General features: G+C 73.5%; 21 protein-coding genes. 5 read left to right on the plus strand and 16 right to left on the minus strand.

The window, feature by feature from the left end:
* Positions 1 to 53: 53 nt before the first annotated feature.
* Positions 54 to 794 carry a 3'-5' exonuclease gene (locus ABD361_RS05815; RefSeq protein ID WP_344433637.1) on the plus strand — a complete coding sequence of 247 codons (741 nt, stop codon included), beginning with the start codon at positions 54 to 56 and terminating at the stop codon, positions 792 to 794.
* A 156-nt stretch (positions 795 to 950) separates the two neighbouring features.
* Here the strand turns inward: ABD361_RS05815 and ABD361_RS05820 are convergent, their stop codons facing one another.
* Entirely contained in the window at positions 951 to 1,856 is a 906-nt protein-coding gene (locus ABD361_RS05820; protein WP_344433638.1) for a phosphotransferase enzyme family protein, read from the minus strand.
* Between the two features lie 200 nt (positions 1,857 to 2,056).
* Between ABD361_RS05820 and ABD361_RS05825 the strand changes: the two genes are divergently transcribed.
* Positions 2,057 to 2,683 (plus strand): LysE family translocator, encoded by a 627-nt coding sequence (locus tag ABD361_RS05825; protein WP_344433639.1) that lies wholly within the window; start codon positions 2,057 to 2,059, stop codon positions 2,681 to 2,683.
* Position 2,684: 1 nt separating this feature from the next.
* Here ABD361_RS05825 and ABD361_RS05830 read toward each other — a convergent pair whose 3' ends face one another.
* Positions 2,685 to 5,537 carry an NACHT domain-containing protein gene (locus tag ABD361_RS05830; protein WP_344433640.1) on the minus strand — a complete coding sequence of 951 codons (2,853 nt, stop codon included), beginning with the start codon at positions 5,535 to 5,537 and terminating at the stop codon, positions 2,685 to 2,687.
* A gap of 57 nt (positions 5,538 to 5,594) precedes the next feature.
* Between ABD361_RS05830 and ABD361_RS05835 the strand changes: the two genes are divergently transcribed.
* Positions 5,595 to 5,747 carry a hypothetical protein gene (locus ABD361_RS05835; RefSeq protein ID WP_344433641.1) on the plus strand — a complete coding sequence of 51 codons (153 nt, stop codon included), beginning with the start codon at positions 5,595 to 5,597 and terminating at the stop codon, positions 5,745 to 5,747.
* Here the strand turns inward: ABD361_RS05835 and ABD361_RS05840 are convergent.
* Positions 5,731 to 6,576 carry an SDR family oxidoreductase gene (locus ABD361_RS05840; protein WP_344433642.1) on the minus strand — a complete coding sequence of 282 codons (846 nt, stop codon included), beginning with the start codon at positions 6,574 to 6,576 and terminating at the stop codon, positions 5,731 to 5,733. The two genes, ABD361_RS05835 and ABD361_RS05840, sit on opposite strands and share 17 nt — an antisense overlap.
* A 76-nt stretch (positions 6,577 to 6,652) precedes the next feature.
* On the opposite strand from ABD361_RS05840, the gene ABD361_RS05845 reads away from it, so the two are divergent.
* A complete protein-coding gene (locus ABD361_RS05845; protein ID WP_344433643.1) occupies positions 6,653 to 7,123 on the plus strand; it encodes a MarR family winged helix-turn-helix transcriptional regulator in 471 nt (156 codons plus the stop codon).
* Between the two features lie 99 nt (positions 7,124 to 7,222).
* Here ABD361_RS05845 and ABD361_RS05850 read toward each other — a convergent pair whose 3' ends face one another.
* The 11 genes from ABD361_RS05850 to ABD361_RS05900 all read right to left on the minus strand — a co-directional run bounded on the left by ABD361_RS05850 (position 7,223) and on the right by ABD361_RS05900 (position 16,515).
* Positions 7,223 to 7,996, minus strand: coding sequence for a sirohydrochlorin chelatase (locus ABD361_RS05850; protein ID WP_344433644.1), 774 nt, complete (start codon positions 7,994 to 7,996; stop codon positions 7,223 to 7,225).
* A gap of 41 nt (positions 7,997 to 8,037) precedes the next feature.
* Entirely contained in the window at positions 8,038 to 8,931 is an 894-nt protein-coding gene (locus ABD361_RS05855) for an ABC transporter permease (RefSeq protein ID WP_344433645.1), read from the minus strand.
* Positions 8,915 to 9,736 (minus strand): ABC transporter ATP-binding protein, encoded by an 822-nt coding sequence (locus ABD361_RS05860; protein WP_344433646.1) that lies wholly within the window; start codon positions 9,734 to 9,736, stop codon positions 8,915 to 8,917. The genes ABD361_RS05855 and ABD361_RS05860 overlap by 17 nt, the downstream gene beginning before the upstream one ends.
* A 58-nt stretch (positions 9,737 to 9,794) precedes the next feature.
* The gene (locus ABD361_RS05865) at positions 9,795 to 10,901 is read right to left on the minus strand and encodes an aliphatic sulfonate ABC transporter substrate-binding protein (RefSeq protein ID WP_344433648.1); all 1,107 of its coding nucleotides are present in this window, start codon (positions 10,899 to 10,901) and stop codon (positions 9,795 to 9,797) included.
* Positions 10,902 to 10,972: 71 nt separating this feature from the next.
* On the minus strand, positions 10,973 to 11,122 hold the full coding sequence (locus tag ABD361_RS05870) for a hypothetical protein (protein ID WP_344433679.1): 150 nt from the start codon (positions 11,120 to 11,122) through the stop codon (positions 10,973 to 10,975).
* A gap of 2 nt (positions 11,123 to 11,124) precedes the next feature.
* On the minus strand, positions 11,125 to 12,456 hold the full coding sequence (locus ABD361_RS05875) for a sulfate adenylyltransferase subunit 1 (protein ID WP_344433649.1): 1,332 nt from the start codon (positions 12,454 to 12,456) through the stop codon (positions 11,125 to 11,127).
* Between the two features lie 2 nt (positions 12,457 to 12,458).
* Entirely contained in the window at positions 12,459 to 13,391 is a 933-nt protein-coding gene (cysD, locus tag ABD361_RS05880) for a sulfate adenylyltransferase subunit CysD (protein ID WP_344433650.1), read from the minus strand.
* A complete protein-coding gene (gene cysC, locus ABD361_RS05885; protein ID WP_344433651.1) occupies positions 13,388 to 13,921 on the minus strand; it encodes an adenylyl-sulfate kinase in 534 nt (177 codons plus the stop codon). Before cysC ends, cysD begins: the two co-directional genes overlap by 4 nt.
* A 43-nt stretch (positions 13,922 to 13,964) precedes the next feature.
* Complete coding sequence (locus ABD361_RS05890; protein WP_344433652.1) at positions 13,965 to 14,648, minus strand: phosphoadenylyl-sulfate reductase; 684 nt, start codon at positions 14,646 to 14,648, stop codon at positions 13,965 to 13,967.
* On the minus strand, positions 14,645 to 14,821 hold the full coding sequence (locus ABD361_RS05895; RefSeq protein WP_344433653.1) for a hypothetical protein: 177 nt from the start codon (positions 14,819 to 14,821) through the stop codon (positions 14,645 to 14,647). Before ABD361_RS05895 ends, ABD361_RS05890 begins: the two co-directional genes overlap by 4 nt.
* Entirely contained in the window at positions 14,818 to 16,515 is a 1,698-nt protein-coding gene (locus ABD361_RS05900) for a nitrite/sulfite reductase (protein ID WP_344433654.1), read from the minus strand. Before ABD361_RS05900 ends, ABD361_RS05895 begins: the two co-directional genes overlap by 4 nt.
* Before the next feature lie 16 nt (positions 16,516 to 16,531).
* On the opposite strand from ABD361_RS05900, the gene ABD361_RS05905 reads away from it, so the two are divergent.
* A complete protein-coding gene (locus ABD361_RS05905; RefSeq protein WP_344433656.1) occupies positions 16,532 to 16,669 on the plus strand; it encodes a hypothetical protein in 138 nt (45 codons plus the stop codon).
* A 3-nt stretch (positions 16,670 to 16,672) separates the two neighbouring features.
* Here ABD361_RS05905 and ABD361_RS05910 read toward each other — a convergent pair whose 3' ends face one another.
* Both ABD361_RS05910 and ABD361_RS05915 read right to left on the minus strand, forming a co-directional pair.
* Positions 16,673 to 16,960, minus strand: a complete 288-nt coding sequence (locus tag ABD361_RS05910) for a putative leader peptide (protein WP_344433658.1) — start codon at positions 16,958 to 16,960, stop codon at positions 16,673 to 16,675.
* The gene (locus ABD361_RS05915) at positions 16,860 to 17,450 is read right to left on the minus strand and encodes a GNAT family N-acetyltransferase (RefSeq protein WP_344433660.1); all 591 of its coding nucleotides are present in this window, start codon (positions 17,448 to 17,450) and stop codon (positions 16,860 to 16,862) included. Before ABD361_RS05915 ends, ABD361_RS05910 begins: the two co-directional genes overlap by 101 nt.
* Positions 17,451 to 17,608 lie beyond the last annotated feature (158 nt).

Here is a 17,608-nt window from a genome sequence, read left to right on the forward strand (position 1 = left end):
CCGTGCGAGGCTGGTGCACCAAACGGGGGAAGCACCACCGAAGGGGGACACACATGCCCTGGCACGAGGGGCCGCTCGTCGGCTTCGACCTGGAGACCACCGGCACCGACCCGCAGCACGCCCGCATCGTCACCGCGGCCGTGGTCCACACCCACGGCGGGCAGGTGACGGACCGCCGGCTGTGGCTGGCCGACCCGGGCGTCGCCATACCGGACGAGGCCGCGGCCATCCACGGCATCACCAGCGAGCGGGCCCGCGCCCAGGGCCGCCCCGCACCCGACGTGGTCGAGGAGGTCGCCGCCGCCCTGACCGCCCACTGGCGCGCCGGCACACCCGTCGTCGCCTACAACGCCTCCTTCGACCTCACCCTGCTCGAAGCCGAGCTGCGCCGGCACGCCCTGCCCCCGCTCGCCGAGCGGCTCGGCGGCGAGGCCGGGCCCGTCGTCGACCCCTACACCATCGACCGGGCCGTCGACCGCTACCGCAAGGGCCGGCGCACCCTCGAAGCGGTCTGCCGGGAGTACGGGGTGGAGCTGGAGTCGGCGCACGAGGCCGGAGCCGACGCCCTGGCCGCGGTGCGCGTCGCCCGCGCCATAGCCGTACGCCATGCGCGCACCGCCCGGTACGCGCCGTGGGAGCTGCACCGCGCCCAGGTGGAGTGGTACGCCCAGTGGGCCGACGGCTACCAGCGCTGGCTGCGCCGCCAGGGCGGCGCCGGCGCGGACGCCGTCGTCGACCCCCAATGGCCCGTACGCCGGCCCGGGGGACTCACCGCCGCCACGGTGCCCCGGTAGGGGCGCGGGGCAGCGTCGATCTGCGGCGCCGCCGCGCGGGCGCGACGCGCCACGAAGCGCCCGCGGATGAAGTGCCGTCCTTCGCCCGGGCCCCGCGGCGGCGTGTCGGCTGCGGGCCGTCGATGGCCCGTCGCGCCCACGCGGCGGCAGCCTGCCCTAGAAGGGATACCAGCGCACCGTCGGGTCGCCCTCCCGCAGCGAGGCGACCCGGCGGTCGAACTCCACCCGGGCCGCCGGATTGCCCGGCGCATGCTGGGCGACCCAGGCACAGCTCGCCGTCTCCCGCGCCCCGCGCAGCACCGCGCACCCCTCCCACTCGCGCACGTCCCAGCCGTAGGTGTGCACGAAGGAGTGGTACGCGTCCGCGCCCAGGCCGTAGCGGTCGTGGCTGAGCGCCATCACCACCAGGTCGTGCTCGCGCAGATCCGTGGCGAACGTCTCCAGGTCGACCAGCACCGGCCCGTCCGGGCCCACGTGCACGTTGCGCGGCAGCGCGTCGCCGTGGATCGGACCCGGCGGCAGATGCGGCACGAGCGCGGCCGCCGCCGAGGCGAAGCCGTCGCGGCGCTCGCGCAGGTAGTCGGCGTCGGCCGGATCGATCGCGTCCCCGGCCAGCCGCAGCCACCGCTCGACCCCGCCCAGCAGGTCACGGTGCGGAAGAGCGAAGTCCGGCGCCGGCAGGGCGTGCACCTGGCGCAGCAACTGCGCCAGATCGGCCGGATCCGCGGGACGCCCGGCCGCCGGCACCCGGTGCCACACGGTCACCGGGTGCCCGCCGGCCACCCGGACGTCCGGCTCCGCGGCCCGTACCGCCGGGACGCCGCACTCCGTCAGCCAGGAGGCGATACGGACCTCGCGCTCCGCCCGCTCCTGCAACGAAGCGTCCCGGCCCACCTTGGCCACGAGCCCGCCGGACGCGAAGACCGCGTTCTCGCCGAGGGAGAGCAGTGTCGCCTCCGCCGCCGGAAGGGGGGCGCCGGACGCCGCGAGCAATTCGCGGGCCCGCTGTTCCGTGAACGGTTCCGTGCATGCCGAAGTCTCCGCCGTCTCCACCGGTCCCACGTCCGCCTTTCGTACAGGTGCCTGACCCAGTGTCCCCCGGACGGGGCGGCTGCGGCACAGCAGGATGGCCGAAACGGTTCTGCCGGGCGGGTGCGCGGGTCGTCGCGCCCCGGGCCCGCCCGGCCCCCTGGTACGGTCGCTCCCCATCGGCCGCCGTACCCAACCCCCACGGGGTGCGGCGGCCGCTACGCTCGACAGGTATGGCAAGTGCGATCATCGGCTTCACGCTCTTCTCCCTCCTGGTGACCATGGCCCCCGGCCCCGACACGCTGCTCGTCCTGCGCAACTGCCTGCGCGGCGGCCGCAGGGCCGGTGCCACCACGGCCCTCGGCGCCGCGATCGGCTCCCTGGCCTGGGGCGTCGCCGCGGCCCTCGGCCTGGCGGCCGCGCTCCAACGCTGGGAAGCGGCCTTCACGGTCGTCCGCCTCGCGGGGGCCGCCTACCTCGTTTTCCTCGGCGCGCAGGCCCTGTGGGCCCAGCGGCGAGCCACTGCGCCGCGGATGCCGGAGCCGGAGCCGGCTCCCGAGGTGACCGGCGCCTTCCGCCAGGGCCTGATGAGCTGCCTGCTCAACCCCAAGGTGGGCGTCTTCTTCGTGGCCGTCGTCCCCCAGTTCCTGCCGGACGACTCCTCGTCCCTGCTCGCGCCGACGCTGCTCTTCGGCGTGTTGGACGCGGTCATCGCGGCGGCGTGGCTCCTCCTGGTGACCCTCGGCGCCACCCGAGCCCTGACATGGCTGCGCCGCCCGCGCGTCAACCGCAACCTGGAGCTTGTGACGGGCGGCGTGCTCGTCGCCCTGGGGGTCGGTACGGCGGCGGAGACGGCGTAGCTCAGGGGCGGGGGCGGGGCGAGAGGGTCACCGCCCCGGGCGGGAAGCGGTCGAGGCCGGTGACGCGGTGCGCGTTGCGGACGGTGATGCGGAGGCCGGCGGTGCCGGCGAGGGGGGTGAGGTCGAGGGTGGCGCCGGAGGGTTTGGTGGCCGCCTCGTAGTAGATGATCTCCAGTTCCTGGAGGCCAGGGAAAACCTTGACGATCGGCTCGACCGACGTGAGTCCCCTGGGCCAGGTCAGCGTCAGTTGCCGTATGGCCGGTAAGGGAGGGCTCGCTTCGAGACGGAGTGCGTCCTGATCCAGGATGTCCAGTGCCGACAGGGAGGGCAGAGCGGTGAGTTCTTCCCGTGCCGGCTCAGGAATGCCCCATGCAGGGACCGTCAGGGAAGTAAGGCCAGTGAGCTCGGAGATTCCCCTGAACTGTGGGCCGTCAGCAAGGCTGCTGCTGGTGATGTGCAGTCCTCGGAGCGCCGGTAGGCGGGGGAGCAGGCCTGCCTCGAAGTGCTGAAAAGGCGGGTTCAGACTGAGCCGCTCCAAGGCGGGCAGCTCGCTGAGCGTACCGAGGAGACGGCCGGCCGGATGCCATAGACGCAGGTGCTTGAGAGCGCTCCCGTCGAGCGGCCCCAGATCCTGAACCAGTGGTGTCGATGACAGGATGAGTTCCTGCAGGGCGTCGAACTGTCGAAGGAAGTCGAGCTCGTCCAAGCGGGTGTTGCTGAATATCTCGAGCCTCTGCACTTCGGCGGGGGTGGTCGCGTGGACCATCTCGTCGGCCGAGAAATCACCGGCGAAACCGATCCAGGACTTCTGCGGAAGACGGGGAAGCAGGTGCAGGGCGTCGTGGTCCCTGACCACGACGCGGCAGTTCGCCGGCAGGTGCTCCAGGATTTCTTCTGCGAATTCCCGCGCGTCGAAGGAACTCCTCGCATCGGCCAGAAAGCGGGCCACACCGGGAACCATGCGGTACCGCTTGAGTAAAGCCAATGCAGCATCTCCGCCTACGGCGCTGGCCGTCTCGACGACGGCCACTGCCTCGTCCTCCTCCAGCCCCTCCGGCCCCGGCAGCAGCCCGAGCACCACCGGGCCCACCCGGGCCAGTTGTTCCGCCTCGCGCGAGCTGCGCGGCGGCAGCAGCGCCGCCCCGCGTTGCTCCACCGCCGCCCGGACCTCCGGGTCCAGCTCCGTCGCCTGTTCCAGGCAGGCCATCGCCAGCAGGTGCAGCCGCGTGCCGTGCTTGGCCGTGCGGTCGCCGCGGGCGATGACGCGACGCAGCAGCGTGGCGCGTTCCGCCGGGCGCGCGTGGGCGACGGCCATGCGGATGACGTCTTCCCACTGGTCGTCGTGGGCGTGGCCGGCCAGGACCCCCAGGTCGCGGGCCTCCACCGCCGCCTTCGCGCCCAGGTAGTCCTGGAACGTGCGGTGCACGAAGTCGATGGTGTCGGCCGACGGCTGCCGTAGCAGGCCGCTGCGGGTCAGCAGGTGCCGGAGCACCTGTTCCGGGTTGCCCTGCCGGGCCACCGACGCCATCGACGGCAGGGCCTCCTGCATGACGGTCAGCGCGTCGCGCACGTCCATCGCCGCCTGCCCGTTGCGAATGAGCCAGTACGCCAGCCGCTGCAGCAGTTGCACCGCCTCCGGGTACGTGAGGCTGATGCCCTCCGGGGCTTCTATGCCGCGCTCGTCGTCGCGTCGTACCAGCAGCATCGCCAGTGCCGCCTCGTACAGTTCCGTGCGGCTGCGCGGCAGGTGGCCGTGGCGGTCGCGGTGGAGGGCGCACATCAGCGCGCACATCAGGGGCGTGGTGGCCAGTTGGGCGAGCGCCGGCTGGGCGCGTACCGCGTCCTTGAAGCGGTCTTCGAGTGCGGATCCGGCTCCGGCCGCCGCGTGCCAGCGGCGGGCGAAGACGAAGACGTCCTTGCGGTTCATCGGCCGTACGGTCAGTTCCGTGAAGCCGGAGCCGTCCAGCCAGCGCTCGGGGACGGCCGAGGGGCGGGTCGTGACCATGAAGTGCGAGCGGGGGTAGGCGGCCAGCAGGTCGCGCAGCCACTCCCGCGTCTGCTCGCGCCGGTGTCCCGGTACCTCGTCGATGCCGTCGACGAGGATCAGGCCGCGTCCGGCGGCCAGGACCCGGTCCGCCCAGCCGAGGGGCTGGGACGAGGCGAGGGCGCTGCGCGTGGCCTCCAGGAAGCGGTGCGAGCTCGGCAGTGCGCTCTGCAGGTCGAGCGTGCGCAGGGGGAGGACGAAGGGGATCAGGCCGCGCAGGTGGGCCAGGGGCTCGGGCGGGTTGCCGCGGGCGGCGATGACGGCGAGCCATTGCAGGAGTGTGGTCTTGCCGCTGCCGGCCAGGCCGCGCACGAGGGTGCGCTGCCTGCCGGCGAGGGCCTGTTCGGCTCGTTCGACGACGGTGCCGGGGCCGTGGCCCTCGAAGGCCTCGGGCCCGTCCCGGCGGACGGCCAGTTCCAGGCTGAGGTAGGCGGTGTCCAGGGGCCAGCAGGCGGCCTGGGGGCCCTGGAGGTCGAGGCCCACGATGGTCAGGCGGCTGTGCCGCTCGACGATGTAGTCGTGGTAGCGCTCCTCGAACGCCGCGTCCTCGTCGCTCGGTTGCCGGGCGGCGACCGGGGCCGCCTCCGCGGCCGCCCGGTCCCGCAGCACCATCAGGGCGCCGGCGTCGGCGCCGAGCGCCTTCGCCAGGGACACCAAGGTGGCCTCCGTGGGCACCTTGCGGCCGTTGAGGGCCTGGCTGACGGTGGTGTGGCCCAGGCCCGAGCGGCGCTCCAGTGCCACGTACGTCAGCTTCTTCTCCATGCGCAACAGGCGCAGCCGGGCTGCCAATTGGGCCAGAGCCTCACTCATGCGTTCATCTTCGTACGCGCGAACGCCGGCGAACGCATGATCGGCGAAGTTCGCTTCATGACAGCGAACCTGATTGCAGCAGTCGTTCTTCTCACCGCAGTCGTCGTGACGGCGCGGAAGGACGGCGAGCCCGCCTGCTCCCTCTCCGACCTGGCCGCCCTTCTCTCCGCCGTCGCCAACCTTCTGGCGCTGCTCAGCCGGCAGCCGTGAAGTCCGCCGCGTGGTCCTCGGCCCAGCTCGCGAAGGAGCGGGCCGGGTGGCCCGTCAGCTGCTGGACGCCGGGGCGTACGGGCTGGGGGTGGCCGACCCCGGCCGCCCAGGCGTCCAGCAGGGCGTCCGCGAACGCGCCCGGCATGAAGGCGGACACGTCCTGCTTCCACTCCTGCGGCGTCACGGTTTCGATCGTGACGTCCCGGCCCGTGGCCCGGCCGATGGCCTCGGCCTGCTGGCGGAAGGTGAGGGACTCGGGGCCCGACAGCTCGTACGCGCCGCCCACGGGGCGGGGGTCGGTCAGAGCGGCCAGGGCGGCCTCGGCGATGTCCTTCTCGTGGATGGGGTCGGTGTGGGCGTCGGGGTACGGCAGGCGCAGCGGGCTGCCGGCGGCGATGGCGGGGGCCCAGCCGAGGGCGTTGGTGGCGAAGGAGCCCGGGCGCAGGAGGGTCGCCGTCACGGGGGCGGCGATGAGGGCCTGTTCGGCTTCCCAGTGGTGGCGGCCGATGGGGTCGGTCGCGGCGCCGGGGGCGAGGACGGTGGTGGAGGAGAGCAGCACGATGTGCTGGACGCCCGCGGCGACGGCTTCCTTGAGGAAGACGTCGATGTGGGAGGGCTCCGCGTAGAGGAAGACGGCGGTGACGCCGCGCAGTGCGTCGGCGAAGGTCTGCGGTTCGTCGAGGGAGAGGCGGGCCCGCTCGACGCCGTCGGGCAGCTGGAGCTCCTCGGGCTTGCGGGAGACGGCGCGCACGGCGAGGCCGCGGTCGTGGAGGAGGTCGATGAGGGTGCGGCCGACGCGGCCGCGGCTTCCGGTCACTAGAATCGTCATGCCAAAGATTGTGCGGCGCTCATATTGCGCCACGCAAGTATTTATCCGAGAAGCGACCCGGAAGGATGGATTCCAGGTGACCGAACGGGCGGAACTGCTGGGACGGATCGCCGACGAGAGCCGCCGGCACTACGCCGCGTGGACCCTGTTCAACCAGGCCCTCGCCGACCACCTCGGTCTGCACCCCACCGATCTGCAGTGCATCAGCCTGCTCGACCTGGCGTCCGGCCCCCTGACCACCGGCGAGGTCGCCCGGCTCACCGGGCTGACACCCGGCTCGGCCACCCGGCTCGTCGACCGCCTGGCCAGGGCCGGGCTGGTCGAGCGCCGTACCGATCCGGCCGACCGCCGCCGCGCGCTGGTGGCCATGGCCCCCGGGGCGGCGGAGCGCATCGGGAACGCCTGGGAGGTTCCGGGGACGGCGTTCCGCGACGTCCTCGAGCGCTACAGCGACGAGCAGCTCGCCCTCATCGGCGACTACCTCGCCCGCGGCACGGAGGTGGGCCGCAGCCAGGCCGAGCGGCTACGCGGTGCGGGCGCCCCGTAAGCGGGCGCCCCGTAGGGGCGCGGGGCAGTGTTGATTTGCGGCTCCGCCGCGTGGGCGCGACAAGCCACGACGCACCTGCAGATCGTCGACTGCGGGCCGTCAGTGGCCGATCGCGCAGTTCCCCGCGCCCCTTACGGGGCCCGGTGCGGCCGTCGCTGCGCGGTCGTAGCGGCGCAGCACCAGGTCGGCGACTTCGGGCGCCGGGCCCAGGACGTCCGCCAGGACGTCGGCCCCCGCGGCCCGGGCGCCCGCGGCGATGCGGTCCGGCAGCAGGCCGGGGGCCAGGACGTAGGGCGCCACGGCCACCCGGCGGGCGCCGGACGCGCGCAGGGCGCGGACGGCGTCCTCGGTCCGGGGGGAGCGGGCGGAGGCGAACGCGGGCCGCACGGCGAACCATCGACCGGTTCGCCGCCACTCCCGCGCGATTTCTGCGATCACCGCGTTCGCCTCCGGGTCGGTGGAGCCCGCCGAGGCCAGGACGACCCCGGTCGAGCGTCGTGCGCCGGGTGCCAGGCCGGCCCCGGCCTCGTGCAGCCGCCGCTCCAGGGCGGCGGTCAGCAGGGCGGAGGGGCCCAGGACGTCCGCCTGGCGCACCGTCAGCTGCGGCAGCCGGGCGGCCGCCGGGGCCAGGGCGGAGGGGACGTCGGTCCGGGCGTGGAAGGCGCGGGTCAGCAGCAGGGGCAGCGCGACCGCCTCCCGTACGCCCTGCGCCGCGAGGTCTTCGAGCACCCGGCCCACCGGCGGGGCGCAGAAGTCGAGGAAGCCCACCTCGACCCGCAGCCCCGGCCGCCGCGCCGCGACGCGGCGGCGCAGCGCCCGGACGGTGGCCGCGTGCCGGGCATCGCGGCTGCCGTGGGCGACGAGCACCAGCACCGGGCGCCTCGTCGCCGGATGTCTCGTCGCCGGACCTCTCGTCACCGCGCCGCCGCCAGCCCGCGGCCGCGCAGGACCCGCCGCTCCAGGGGGCTGAAGACGGCGAGGTCGATGGCGATGCCCACGAACAGGATGAGCGCGATGCCCAGCAGCACCCCCGGCATGTCGGAGTCGGTGCGGGCGTTCTCCAGGTACTGCCCCAGGCCCAGCCCCAGATCGGGGGAGGAGGCGATGAGTTCGGCCGCCATCAGCGACCGCCAGGAGAAGGCCCAGCCCTGCTTGAGCCCGGCGATGTAGCCGGGCAGGGCGGCCGGCAGCAGTACGTGGCGCGCCCCGCGCAGTCCGGTGGCGCCCAGGGTGCGGCCGGCCCGCAGGTACAGCGGCGGCACCTGGTCGATGCCGGAGACCAGGCCGTTGGCGATGGAGGGCACCGCGCCGAGCAGGATCACCGCGTACATCGCGGAGTCGGTGATGCCCAGCCAGATGACGGCGGCGGGCACCCAGGCGACCGAGGGCAGCGACTGCAGCCCGGAGAGGACGGGTCCCAGGGCGGCCCGTACCACCGGCACCCTGGCCACCAGCAGCCCCAGCGGGGTGCCGAGCGCCAGGGCGGCGGCGAAGCCCAGCAGGCCGCGCGAGACGCTGGTCCAGATGATGCCGAGGAGCGTGCCGTTCAGCCACAGGGCGCGCAGGCTGTGCCAGACGGCGCCGGGGTCGGGCAGTTTGTAGTCGTCGGTGACGTGAGCCAGCACCAGCAGCTTCCACACCACGAGCACCAGCACCACCGCCACCACCGGCGGCAGCACCTTGCCCAGCAGCACCTGGCGCAGGGGGATGCGGCGGACCTGGACGGTGTCCAGGGCGTCCAGGCCCGCCTCCAGGCCGGCGACGTCCGGCTCGGCGGTGGTGCCCGGGGCCTTACTGCTGGCGGCCATGGCGGCGGATCTCCCTTCGCAGCTCCTCGGTGATCTCGACGGAGAGCTCGGCCACCGCCGCGTCCTCGATGCGGCGCGGCTGCGGGATGTCCACCGTCCACTCGCGCACCACCCGGCCCGGCCGGGAGGAGAGCAGCACCACCCGCTGGCCCAGGCGCACGGCCTCGCGCACGTTGTGGGTGACGAACAGCACCGACACGTTCGTCTCCGACCAGATGCGGGTCAGTTCGTGGTGCAGCACGTCGCGGGTGATGGCGTCGAGCGCCGCGAACGGCTCGTCCATCAGCAGCACCCGGCTGTCCTGCGCCAGCGCCCGGGCGAGGGCCACGCGCTGGCGCATCCCGCCGGACAGCTCGTGCACCCGCTTGCCGTACGCGTCGCCCAGCCGGACGAGCTGCAGCAGCCGCTCGGCCTCGGGGCGGCGGTCGGCCCGGGGCACCCCGCGCAGCCGCAGGGCGAGTTCGACGTTGCGGCCGGCGGTCAGCCACGGGAACAGCGCGTGCTCCTGGAACATCAGCGCCGGCCGGCCGCCGGGCACGCGGATGCTGCCGCCGCTGGGCCGGTCCAGGCCGGCGACCAGGTTGAGCAGCGTCGACTTGCCGCAGCCGGACGCCCCGAGCAGGCACACGAATTCGCCGGGGCGGACGTCGAGGGTGATGTCCTCCAGCACGGGGACGTCCCCGCCGGTGCGGCCGCGGCCCCCGTGGCCGAAGCTCTTGCGGACATGGTCGATGCGGACGGCCGCCGGTGCGCCGTCGTCGACGACGGCCGGCTCCGGTGTGCCGGTGGTCAGCGCCGGGGTCATCCGGTCACCTCCTGGTGTGCGGACGGGCATGCGCGCCCCTACTGCCGCGTGCACGGGATCACTGCTTTCCGAGCCCGGCCGCGTCGACCGCGGGCCGGCCCTGTGCCTTGAGCACCTTGTTGAGCAGGGTCAGGTCGTAGATGCCGGTCAGATCCGGCTTGTCGAGCAGGCCGGCGGTGACGGCGTGGTCCGCCTCCGCCCGCAGGGTGGCGGCCAGCGGGTCGTCGGTGGTGGCCAGCGACTGCCAGGCCGGGTCGAGCACCTCGGCGGGCAGCCCCTTGCCGCTCAGCCGCTTCAGCGCCGCGTTCGCCGACGCCTTGGCCTGCTCCGGGTGGGCGGCGATCCAGGCGTTCGTCTTCACGGATCCGCGCAGCACGGCCTCCACCACGTCCGGGTGCGCGTCGAGGAACTTCTGCGAGACGATCACATTGGTGATCACGAACTTCCGGTCCGGCCACAGCGTGCTCTCGTCCAGCAGCACCTTGCCACCCTCGGAGACCAGCTTCGAGGCCGTCGGCTCCGGCACCCACGCGCCGTCGACGGAGCCGGACGTGAAGGCGTCGGGCACGACCTTGTTGTCCGTACGGACGACCGAGACGTCCCCCTTGCCGCTCTGCGGGTCGATCTTCCAGCCCTGTCCGGCGGCCCAGTTGAGGAACGCCACGTCCTGGGTGTTGCCCTTCTGCGGGGTGGCGATCCGCTTGCCCTTGACGTCCTCCGGCGAGCCGATCTTCTTGGGGTCGACCACCAGCTTCACCCCGCCCGAGGCCGACCCGGCGACGATCCGCAGGTTCTTTCCGCCCGACTTGACGTAGCCGTTGATCGCCGGCGACGGGCCGATCCAGCCGATGTCGATCGAGCCGGCGTTGAGCGCCTCGATCTCGGAGGGGCCGGCGTTGAACGTCGTCGAGCGCACCTTGGTGCCGCCCAGCTCCTTCTGGAGGATCCCTTCCTGTTCGCCGACGAGCGGCGTGGCGTGGGTGATGTTGGGGAAGTAGCCCAGGCGCACGGTGCCGGTGGAGAGCTTCTGCGCACCGGCGGCGCCGGATCCGGCCGCGGTGCCGGAGTCCTTGGCGGAGCCGTAGCCGCAGGCGCCGAGCGCGGTCAGGAGCAGGGGGACGGCGGCGAGTGCCGGCAGCAGCCGGCGGTGGGGGGCAGCGGACACGAGGGGACATCCTCTCGTCGGGTGGGTCCGGCGGTGGGGGACGACAAGCGGGCGACCCGCAGGGGCGGGGGTCAGCGGCGCGGCGCGCCGCAGCACGCACATCGCCCGACCCCGCCCTGGCCGCTGCCGAGCGAGCCGCTGCCGATGCGGCCGCCCTCCTTGTGGAACGTCGCGAAGACGTCCGTGAACGCCGCGAGGACGTCCGCCCCCCGTCCGTGCATCGTCAGAAGTCCCAGCCCTCGTCGTCGGCGGCCGTGCCCGCGGCCGCGGGCGACGCGAAGGCCGCACCGGCCATGCCGGCGGTGAGCGTGGTGCCGTCGGCCGGGTCGATCAGCAGGAAGGAGCCGGTGCGCCGCGAGTCGGCGTACGCGTCCAGCGCCAGCGGTTCTGCGGTGCGCAGCACCACGCGCCCGATGTCGTTCGAGCGCAGCTCGCCGGGGTCGGGGTGGTCGGAGAGGTCCTCCAGGGTCAGCCGGGAGGGCACGGCCTTGACCACCGCCTTGACGGTCCGGGTGGTGTGCTTGAGCAGCACCCGGTCGCCCGGGCGCAGCGGCCGGTCGGCCAGGTGGCACACGGTGGCCTCGACGTCGCGGGTCACGGCGGGCGCGGCGGCCGCCGGCGCGATGAGGTCGCCGCGCGCGACGTCGAGGTCGTCTGCCAGGCGCACGGTGACCGACTGCGGTGCCCAGGCGATGTCCACGGGGTGGCCCAGCGCGTCGATGCCGGCGACCGTCGTCGTACGGCCCGAGGGGAGCACGGTGACCGCATCGCCGGTGCGCAGCACGCCGGCGGCGATCTGGCCGGCGTAGCCGCGGTAGTCGCGGTGTTCGGCGCTTTGCGGGCGGATGACGTACTGCACGGGGAAGCGCGCGGGCTCCGCGGAGGGGTCGGCGACCACGGGGACCGACTCCAGGTGCTCCAGCACGGTGGGGCCGCCGTACCAGTCCATGTGCGCGGAAGGATGGACCACGTTGTCGCCGGCGAGCGCCGAGATGGGGATCGCGGTCACCTCCGGCACCCCGAGCGAGGCGGCGTACGCGCCGAACTCCTCGGCGATCTTCGCGAACGCGGCCTCCTCGTAGCCGACGAGGTCCATCTTGTTGACGGCCAGCACCACGTGCGGCACCCGCAGCAGGGCGGCGACCGCGGCGTGCCGGCGGGTCTGCTCGACCACGCCGTTGCGGGCGTCGACGAGCACCAGGGCCAGCTCCGCGGTGGAGGCACCGGTGACCATGTTGCGCGTGTACTGCACGTGCCCGGGGGTGTCGGCGAGCACGAAGCGGCGGCGGGCGGTGGCGAAGTAGCGGTGGGCCACGTCGATGGTGATGCCCTGCTCGCGCTCGGCGCGCAGCCCGTCGGTCAGCAGTGCCAGGTCCACGGCGTCGTGGCCGCGGCTGCGCGAGGCGTGTTCGACGGCCTCCAGCTGGTCGGCGAGCACCGACCGGGAGTCGTGCAGCAGCCGCCCCACCAGGGTGGACTTGCCGTCGTCGACGGAGCCGGCGGTGGCGAAGCGCAGCAGCGAGGCCGGTGCGCCGGTGTCGGACAGTGTGCTCATGGCTAGAAGTACCCCTCGCGCTTGCGGTCCTCCATCGCGGCCTCCGACAGCTTGTCGTCGGCCCGGGTCGCACCCCGTTCGGTGAGCCGGGAGGCGGCGATCTCGGTGATGACGGCCTCGACGGTGGCCGCCTCGGAGTCGACGGCCCCGGTGCACGACATGTCGCCGACCGTGCGGTAGCGCACCCGCCGTCTCTCCAGGCGCTCTCCGTCCCGCGGGCCGCCCCACGCGCCGGGGGCCAGCCACATGCCGTCGCGGGCGAAGACCTCGCGCTCGTGCGCGTAGTAGATCGACGGCAGCTCGATCCGCTCGCGGGCGATGTACTGCCACACGTCCAGCTCGGTGAAGTTCGACAGCGGGAAGACCCGTACGTGCTCGCCGGGGGAGTGGCGGCCGTTGTACAGCTGCCACAGCTCCGGGCGCTGGCGGCGCGGGTCCCAGCCGCCGAACTCGTCGCGCAGGGAGAACACCCGCTCCTTGGCCCGCGCCTTCTCCTCGTCCCGCCGGCCGCCACCGAGGACGGCGTCGAAGCGGTGGCGGGCGATGGCGTCCAGCAGCGGCACGGTCTGCAGCGGGTTGCGCGTGCCGTCGGGGCGCTCGCGCAGCTCGCCGCGGTCGATGTAGTCCTGCACCGAGGCCACGTGCAGCCGCAGCCCGTGCTCGGCGACCGTGCGGTCGCGGTGGGCGAGGACCTCGTCGAAGTTGTGCCCGGTGTCCACGTGCAGCAGCGCGAAGGGCACCGGCGCGGGCACGAACGCCTTCAGCGCGAGGTGCAGCATCACGATGGAGTCCTTGCCGCCCGAGAAGAGGATCACCGGCCGCTCGAACTCCCCGGCCACCTCCCGCAGGACGTGCACCGCCTCCGACTCCAGCGCGTCCAGGTGCGACAGGGCGTACGGCGTGTCGCCCGCGCCCCCGATCGGCTCGATGCTCATATCAGCCCCCGCTCCACCAGCAGCGCGTGCACCGCCGCGACCGACTCCCCGACACCCTGCTCGTGCGCGGCTATGCGCAGGTCCGGCGCCTCGGGCGCCTCGTAGGGGTCGTCGACCCCGGTCAGCCCGCTGATCTCGCCGGCCGCCTGCCGCGCGTACAGCCCCTTGACGTCGCGCGCCGAGCACACCTCGACCGGCGTCGCCACGTGCACCTCCAGGTACGGAGTGCCGTGCGCCTGGTGCTGTTTGCGTACGGCCTCCCGCGCATCCGCGTACGGCGCGATGACCGGGACGAGCACCGTCACCCCGTGCCCGGCCAGCAGCCGGGCGACGAAGCCGATGCGGCGGACGTTGGTGTCCCGGTCCGCGCGGGAGAAGCCGAGGCCGGCGGAGAGGAACTCCCGGATCTCGTCGCCGTCGAGCACCTCGGCCCGGTGTCCCTCGCCGCGCAGCCGCTCGGCGAGCGAGCGGGCGATGGTCGTCTTGCCCGCGCTCGGCAGGCCGGTCAGCCACACGGTGGCGCCCGTCATGTTCGTCGATCTCCCCGTCGTGTCGTGCGGTGGTCCCGTGCGGTCATCCGTGCAGCCCGCACTCGGTCTTACCGGTGCCCGACCAGCGGCCGGCGCGTACGTCCTCGCCGGCGGCCGTGCGGCGGGTGCACGGGGCACAGCCGACGGAGGCGTAGCCGTCCATCAGCAAGGGGTTGACCAGGACGCCGTGCTCGGCGACGTAGGCGTCGACGTCCGCCTGCGTCCAGCGGGCGATGGGCGCGACCTTGACCTTGTGCCGCCGGGCGTCCCAGCCGACCACCGGCGTGTGCGCCCTGGTGGGGGACTCGTCGCGGCGCAGGCCCGTCGCCCACGCGTCGTAGCCGGCCAGGCCCGCCCGCAGCGGCTCGACCTTGCGCAGCCGGCAGCACAGATCCGGGTCGCGCTCGTGCAGCCGGGGCCCGTACGCCGCGTCCTGCTCGGCCACGGACTGCCGCGGAGTGAGCGTGACGACGGTGACGTCCATGACGGCGGCCACCGCGTCCCGCGTGCCGATGGTCTCGGGAAAGTGGTAGCCGGTGTCGAGGAAGAGCACGTCGATGCCGGGCCGGACGCGTGCGGCGAGGTGGGCGACCACCGCGTCGGCCATCGACGCGGTCACGCACAGCCGTTCGCCGAAGGTCTCGGCGGCCCAGCGCAGGATCTCCTGCGCCGGGGCCTCCTCCAGTTCCCGGCCCGCCCGCTCGGCCAGTTCCCGCAGCTCGCTCATCGCTCCTCCCGGTGGGCCGCGCCGGCCGTGCCCCGGGCGAGCAGGCCCAGGAACGCCAGCTTGAAGGCGCGGTTGCAGGCCGCGCACTGCCAGGCGCCGTGGCCCTGCTCGCCCGGGCGCAGGTCCTCGTCGCCGCAGTAGGGGCAGTAGAAGGGTGCCGCGCGCTCGCTCATGACAGATCCGCCTCCTGCGCCCGCGCCACCCACTGGGCGAACCGCTCGCCGTCGGCGCGCCGGCCGAGGTAGCGGCGCAGCACGCGCTCGATGTAGTCGGCCAGGTCGTCGGAGGTGACCTTCAGCCCGCGCACCTTGCGGCCGAAGCCGGCCTCGAGGCCCAGCGCGCCGCCCAGGTGCACCTGGAAGCCCTCGACCTGACGGCCGGCGTCGTCGGTCACGAGCTGGCCCTTGAGACCGATGTCCGCGACCTGGATGCGGGCGCAGGCGTTGGGGCAGCCGTTGATGTTGATGGTCAGCGGCTCGTCGAACTCCGGCAGCCGGCGCTCGAGTTCCTCGACGAGCGCGGCGCCGCGCGCCTTGGTCTCGACGATGGCGAGCTTGCAGAACTCGATGCCGGTGCATGCCATCGTCCCGCGCCGGAACGGCGAGGGGCTCACCCGCAGGTCCAGCGCCTCCAGGCCCGCCACCAGCGGCTCCACCCGGTCCTCGGGCACGTCGAGCACGATCATCTTCTGTTCGGCGGTGGTGCGCACGCGCTGCGAGCCGTGGCTCTCGGCCAGTTCGGCGATCTTCGTCAGCGTCGCGCCGTCGACGCGGCCGACGCGCGGGGCGAACCCGACGTAGAAGCGGCCGTCCTGCTGCCGGTGCACCCCCACGTGGTCGCGCCAGCGGGCGAGCGGCTGCGGCGGGGGCGGGCCGTCGAGGAGCTTGCGGTGCAGGTACTCCTCCTCCAGCACCTGCCGGAAGCGCTCGGCACCCCAGTCGGCGAGGAGGAACTTCAGCCGGGCTCGATTGCGCAGCCGGCGGTAGCCGTGGTCGCGGAAAATGCCGATGACGCCCTCGAAGACGTCCGGCACCTCCTCCAACGGCACCCAGGCGCCCAGCCGTTCGCCGATCCTGGGGTTGGTCGACAGCCCGCCGCCCACCCACACGTCGAAGCCCGGGCCGTGCTCGGGGTGGCGCACGCCGACGAAGGCCACGTCGTTGATCTCGTGCGCCACGTCCAGCAGGGGCGAGCCGGAGACCGCGGACTTGAACTTGCGCGGCAGGTTGGAGAACGCGGGGTTGCCCACGACGCGGCGGTGGATCTCCTCCACGGCCCAGGTGCCGTCGACGATCTCGTCCTCGGCGATGCCCGCGACCGGCGAGCCCAGGATCACCCGGGGGGTGTCCCCGCACGCCTCGGTGGTGGACAGGCCCACGGCCTCCAGCCGGCGCCAGATCTCCGGCACGTCCTCGATGCGGATCCAGTGGTACTGGATGTTCTGCCGGTCGGTGATGTCGGCGGTGCCGCGGGCGAACTCCTGGGAGACCTCGCCGACGACGCGCAGCTGGGCGGTGGTCAGCCGGCCGCCGTCGATGCGCACCCGCAGCATGAAGTACTCGTCGTCCAGCTCCTCGGGCGCGAGGACCGCCGTCTTCCCGCCGTCGATCCCCGGCTTGCGCTGGGTGTACAGGCCCCACCAGCGCATCCGGCCGCGCAGGTCGGCGGGGTCGATGGAGTGGAAGCCGGTCCTGGAGTAGATCGTCTCAATGCGTGTCCGCACATTGAGACCGTCGTCGTCCTTCTTGACCTGCTCGTTCGCATTGAGCGGCGTGAAGTGACCGACGGCCCACTGGCCTTCGCCCCGGTGGCGGCCGGCCTTGCGCCGGGGCGGAGCCGTGGCGCGGTGAGGGGTGCTGTCAGTCATGGTGAAATGTCCTTAAATGTCCGCACATGCCGATCGGGAAGGCAGGGGAAAGGTGGAGAAAGGCGGCGGCAGAAAACGGGAACAACGGGAGGAAGTGCAGAAGCGCCTCGCCGGCAGCGGTGGCAACGAGGGCGTGAAAACGGCGGCGCTGTGACTGTCAGCCCGCCGGACACATGGCGCTGGACATGCGGCAGAGGTCGATGTGACGTCGGGTCACCAAGGCTATTCCAGCTCGGGACATGGCGGAAGCGTTGCACGACGCTCTTCGGCCAGTCCACTGTTGTCCGAATGGCGAGAAAAGCCGTCCCGCATGGCGGGACGGCTGGTGGTTGCGGCCGGTGTTCCTACGCCCCGGGCCAGGGGCCCGGAGCCGGCACGTCCGGCTCCTCCTCGGTACGGGTCTCGAACACCCGGAAGCCGCGCCGCTCGTAATTGCCGAGCGCATGCGGGCCGTCCTTGCTGCAGGTGTGCAGCCACACCCGGCGCGTCGCCTCCCGCCCCGGCCACCGCTCGGCCAGGTCCCAGGCCCGCGCGGTGCCGCACGACAACAGGTGACCGCCGATGCCGCGCCCCTGGAAGGCGGGCAGCAGGCCGAAGTAGACGATCTCCACCACGCCCTCGTCCTGCGGGTCCAGCTCCACGTAACCGGCGGGCGTCCCGTGCTCGTACGCCACCCACGTCTCCACGCCCGGCCTGGCCAGGTGCTCCTGCCAGCGCGCGTACGACCAGGGCAGACGGTCGGTCCAGCTGATGTCGCCGCCCACGGCGGTGTAGAGGAAGCGGCTGAACTCGGGCGAGGGCACGGCAGCCCGTTCGATCCGGATCCCGGACGAGGAGTCCGGCACGCGGGACGGGCGCAGGTCCTGCGGCGAGGTCTGCGCCATGGACCAGGTGGTGACGGGGCGGGTGGTGGGCATGGTGCGAGTGTCGCTCATGGCCGAAACCGCGCCGCACGGCGGGGGTGCGCCTGCGGCGGGCCTGGCCCCGGTCCCGCCCTCTCCCCGTCTCCTAGCGGGGCTGCGCCCCCTAGCACCCCCGGACCGGGCTTCGCCCGGTGTCCTCAAACGCCGGACGGGCTGAAATGCAGCCCGTC

Origin of the sequence: Streptomyces luteosporeus (genome assembly GCF_039532865.1) — a bacterium.
Taxonomy (GTDB): Bacteria; Actinomycetota; Actinomycetes; order Streptomycetales; family Streptomycetaceae; genus Streptomyces; species Streptomyces luteosporeus.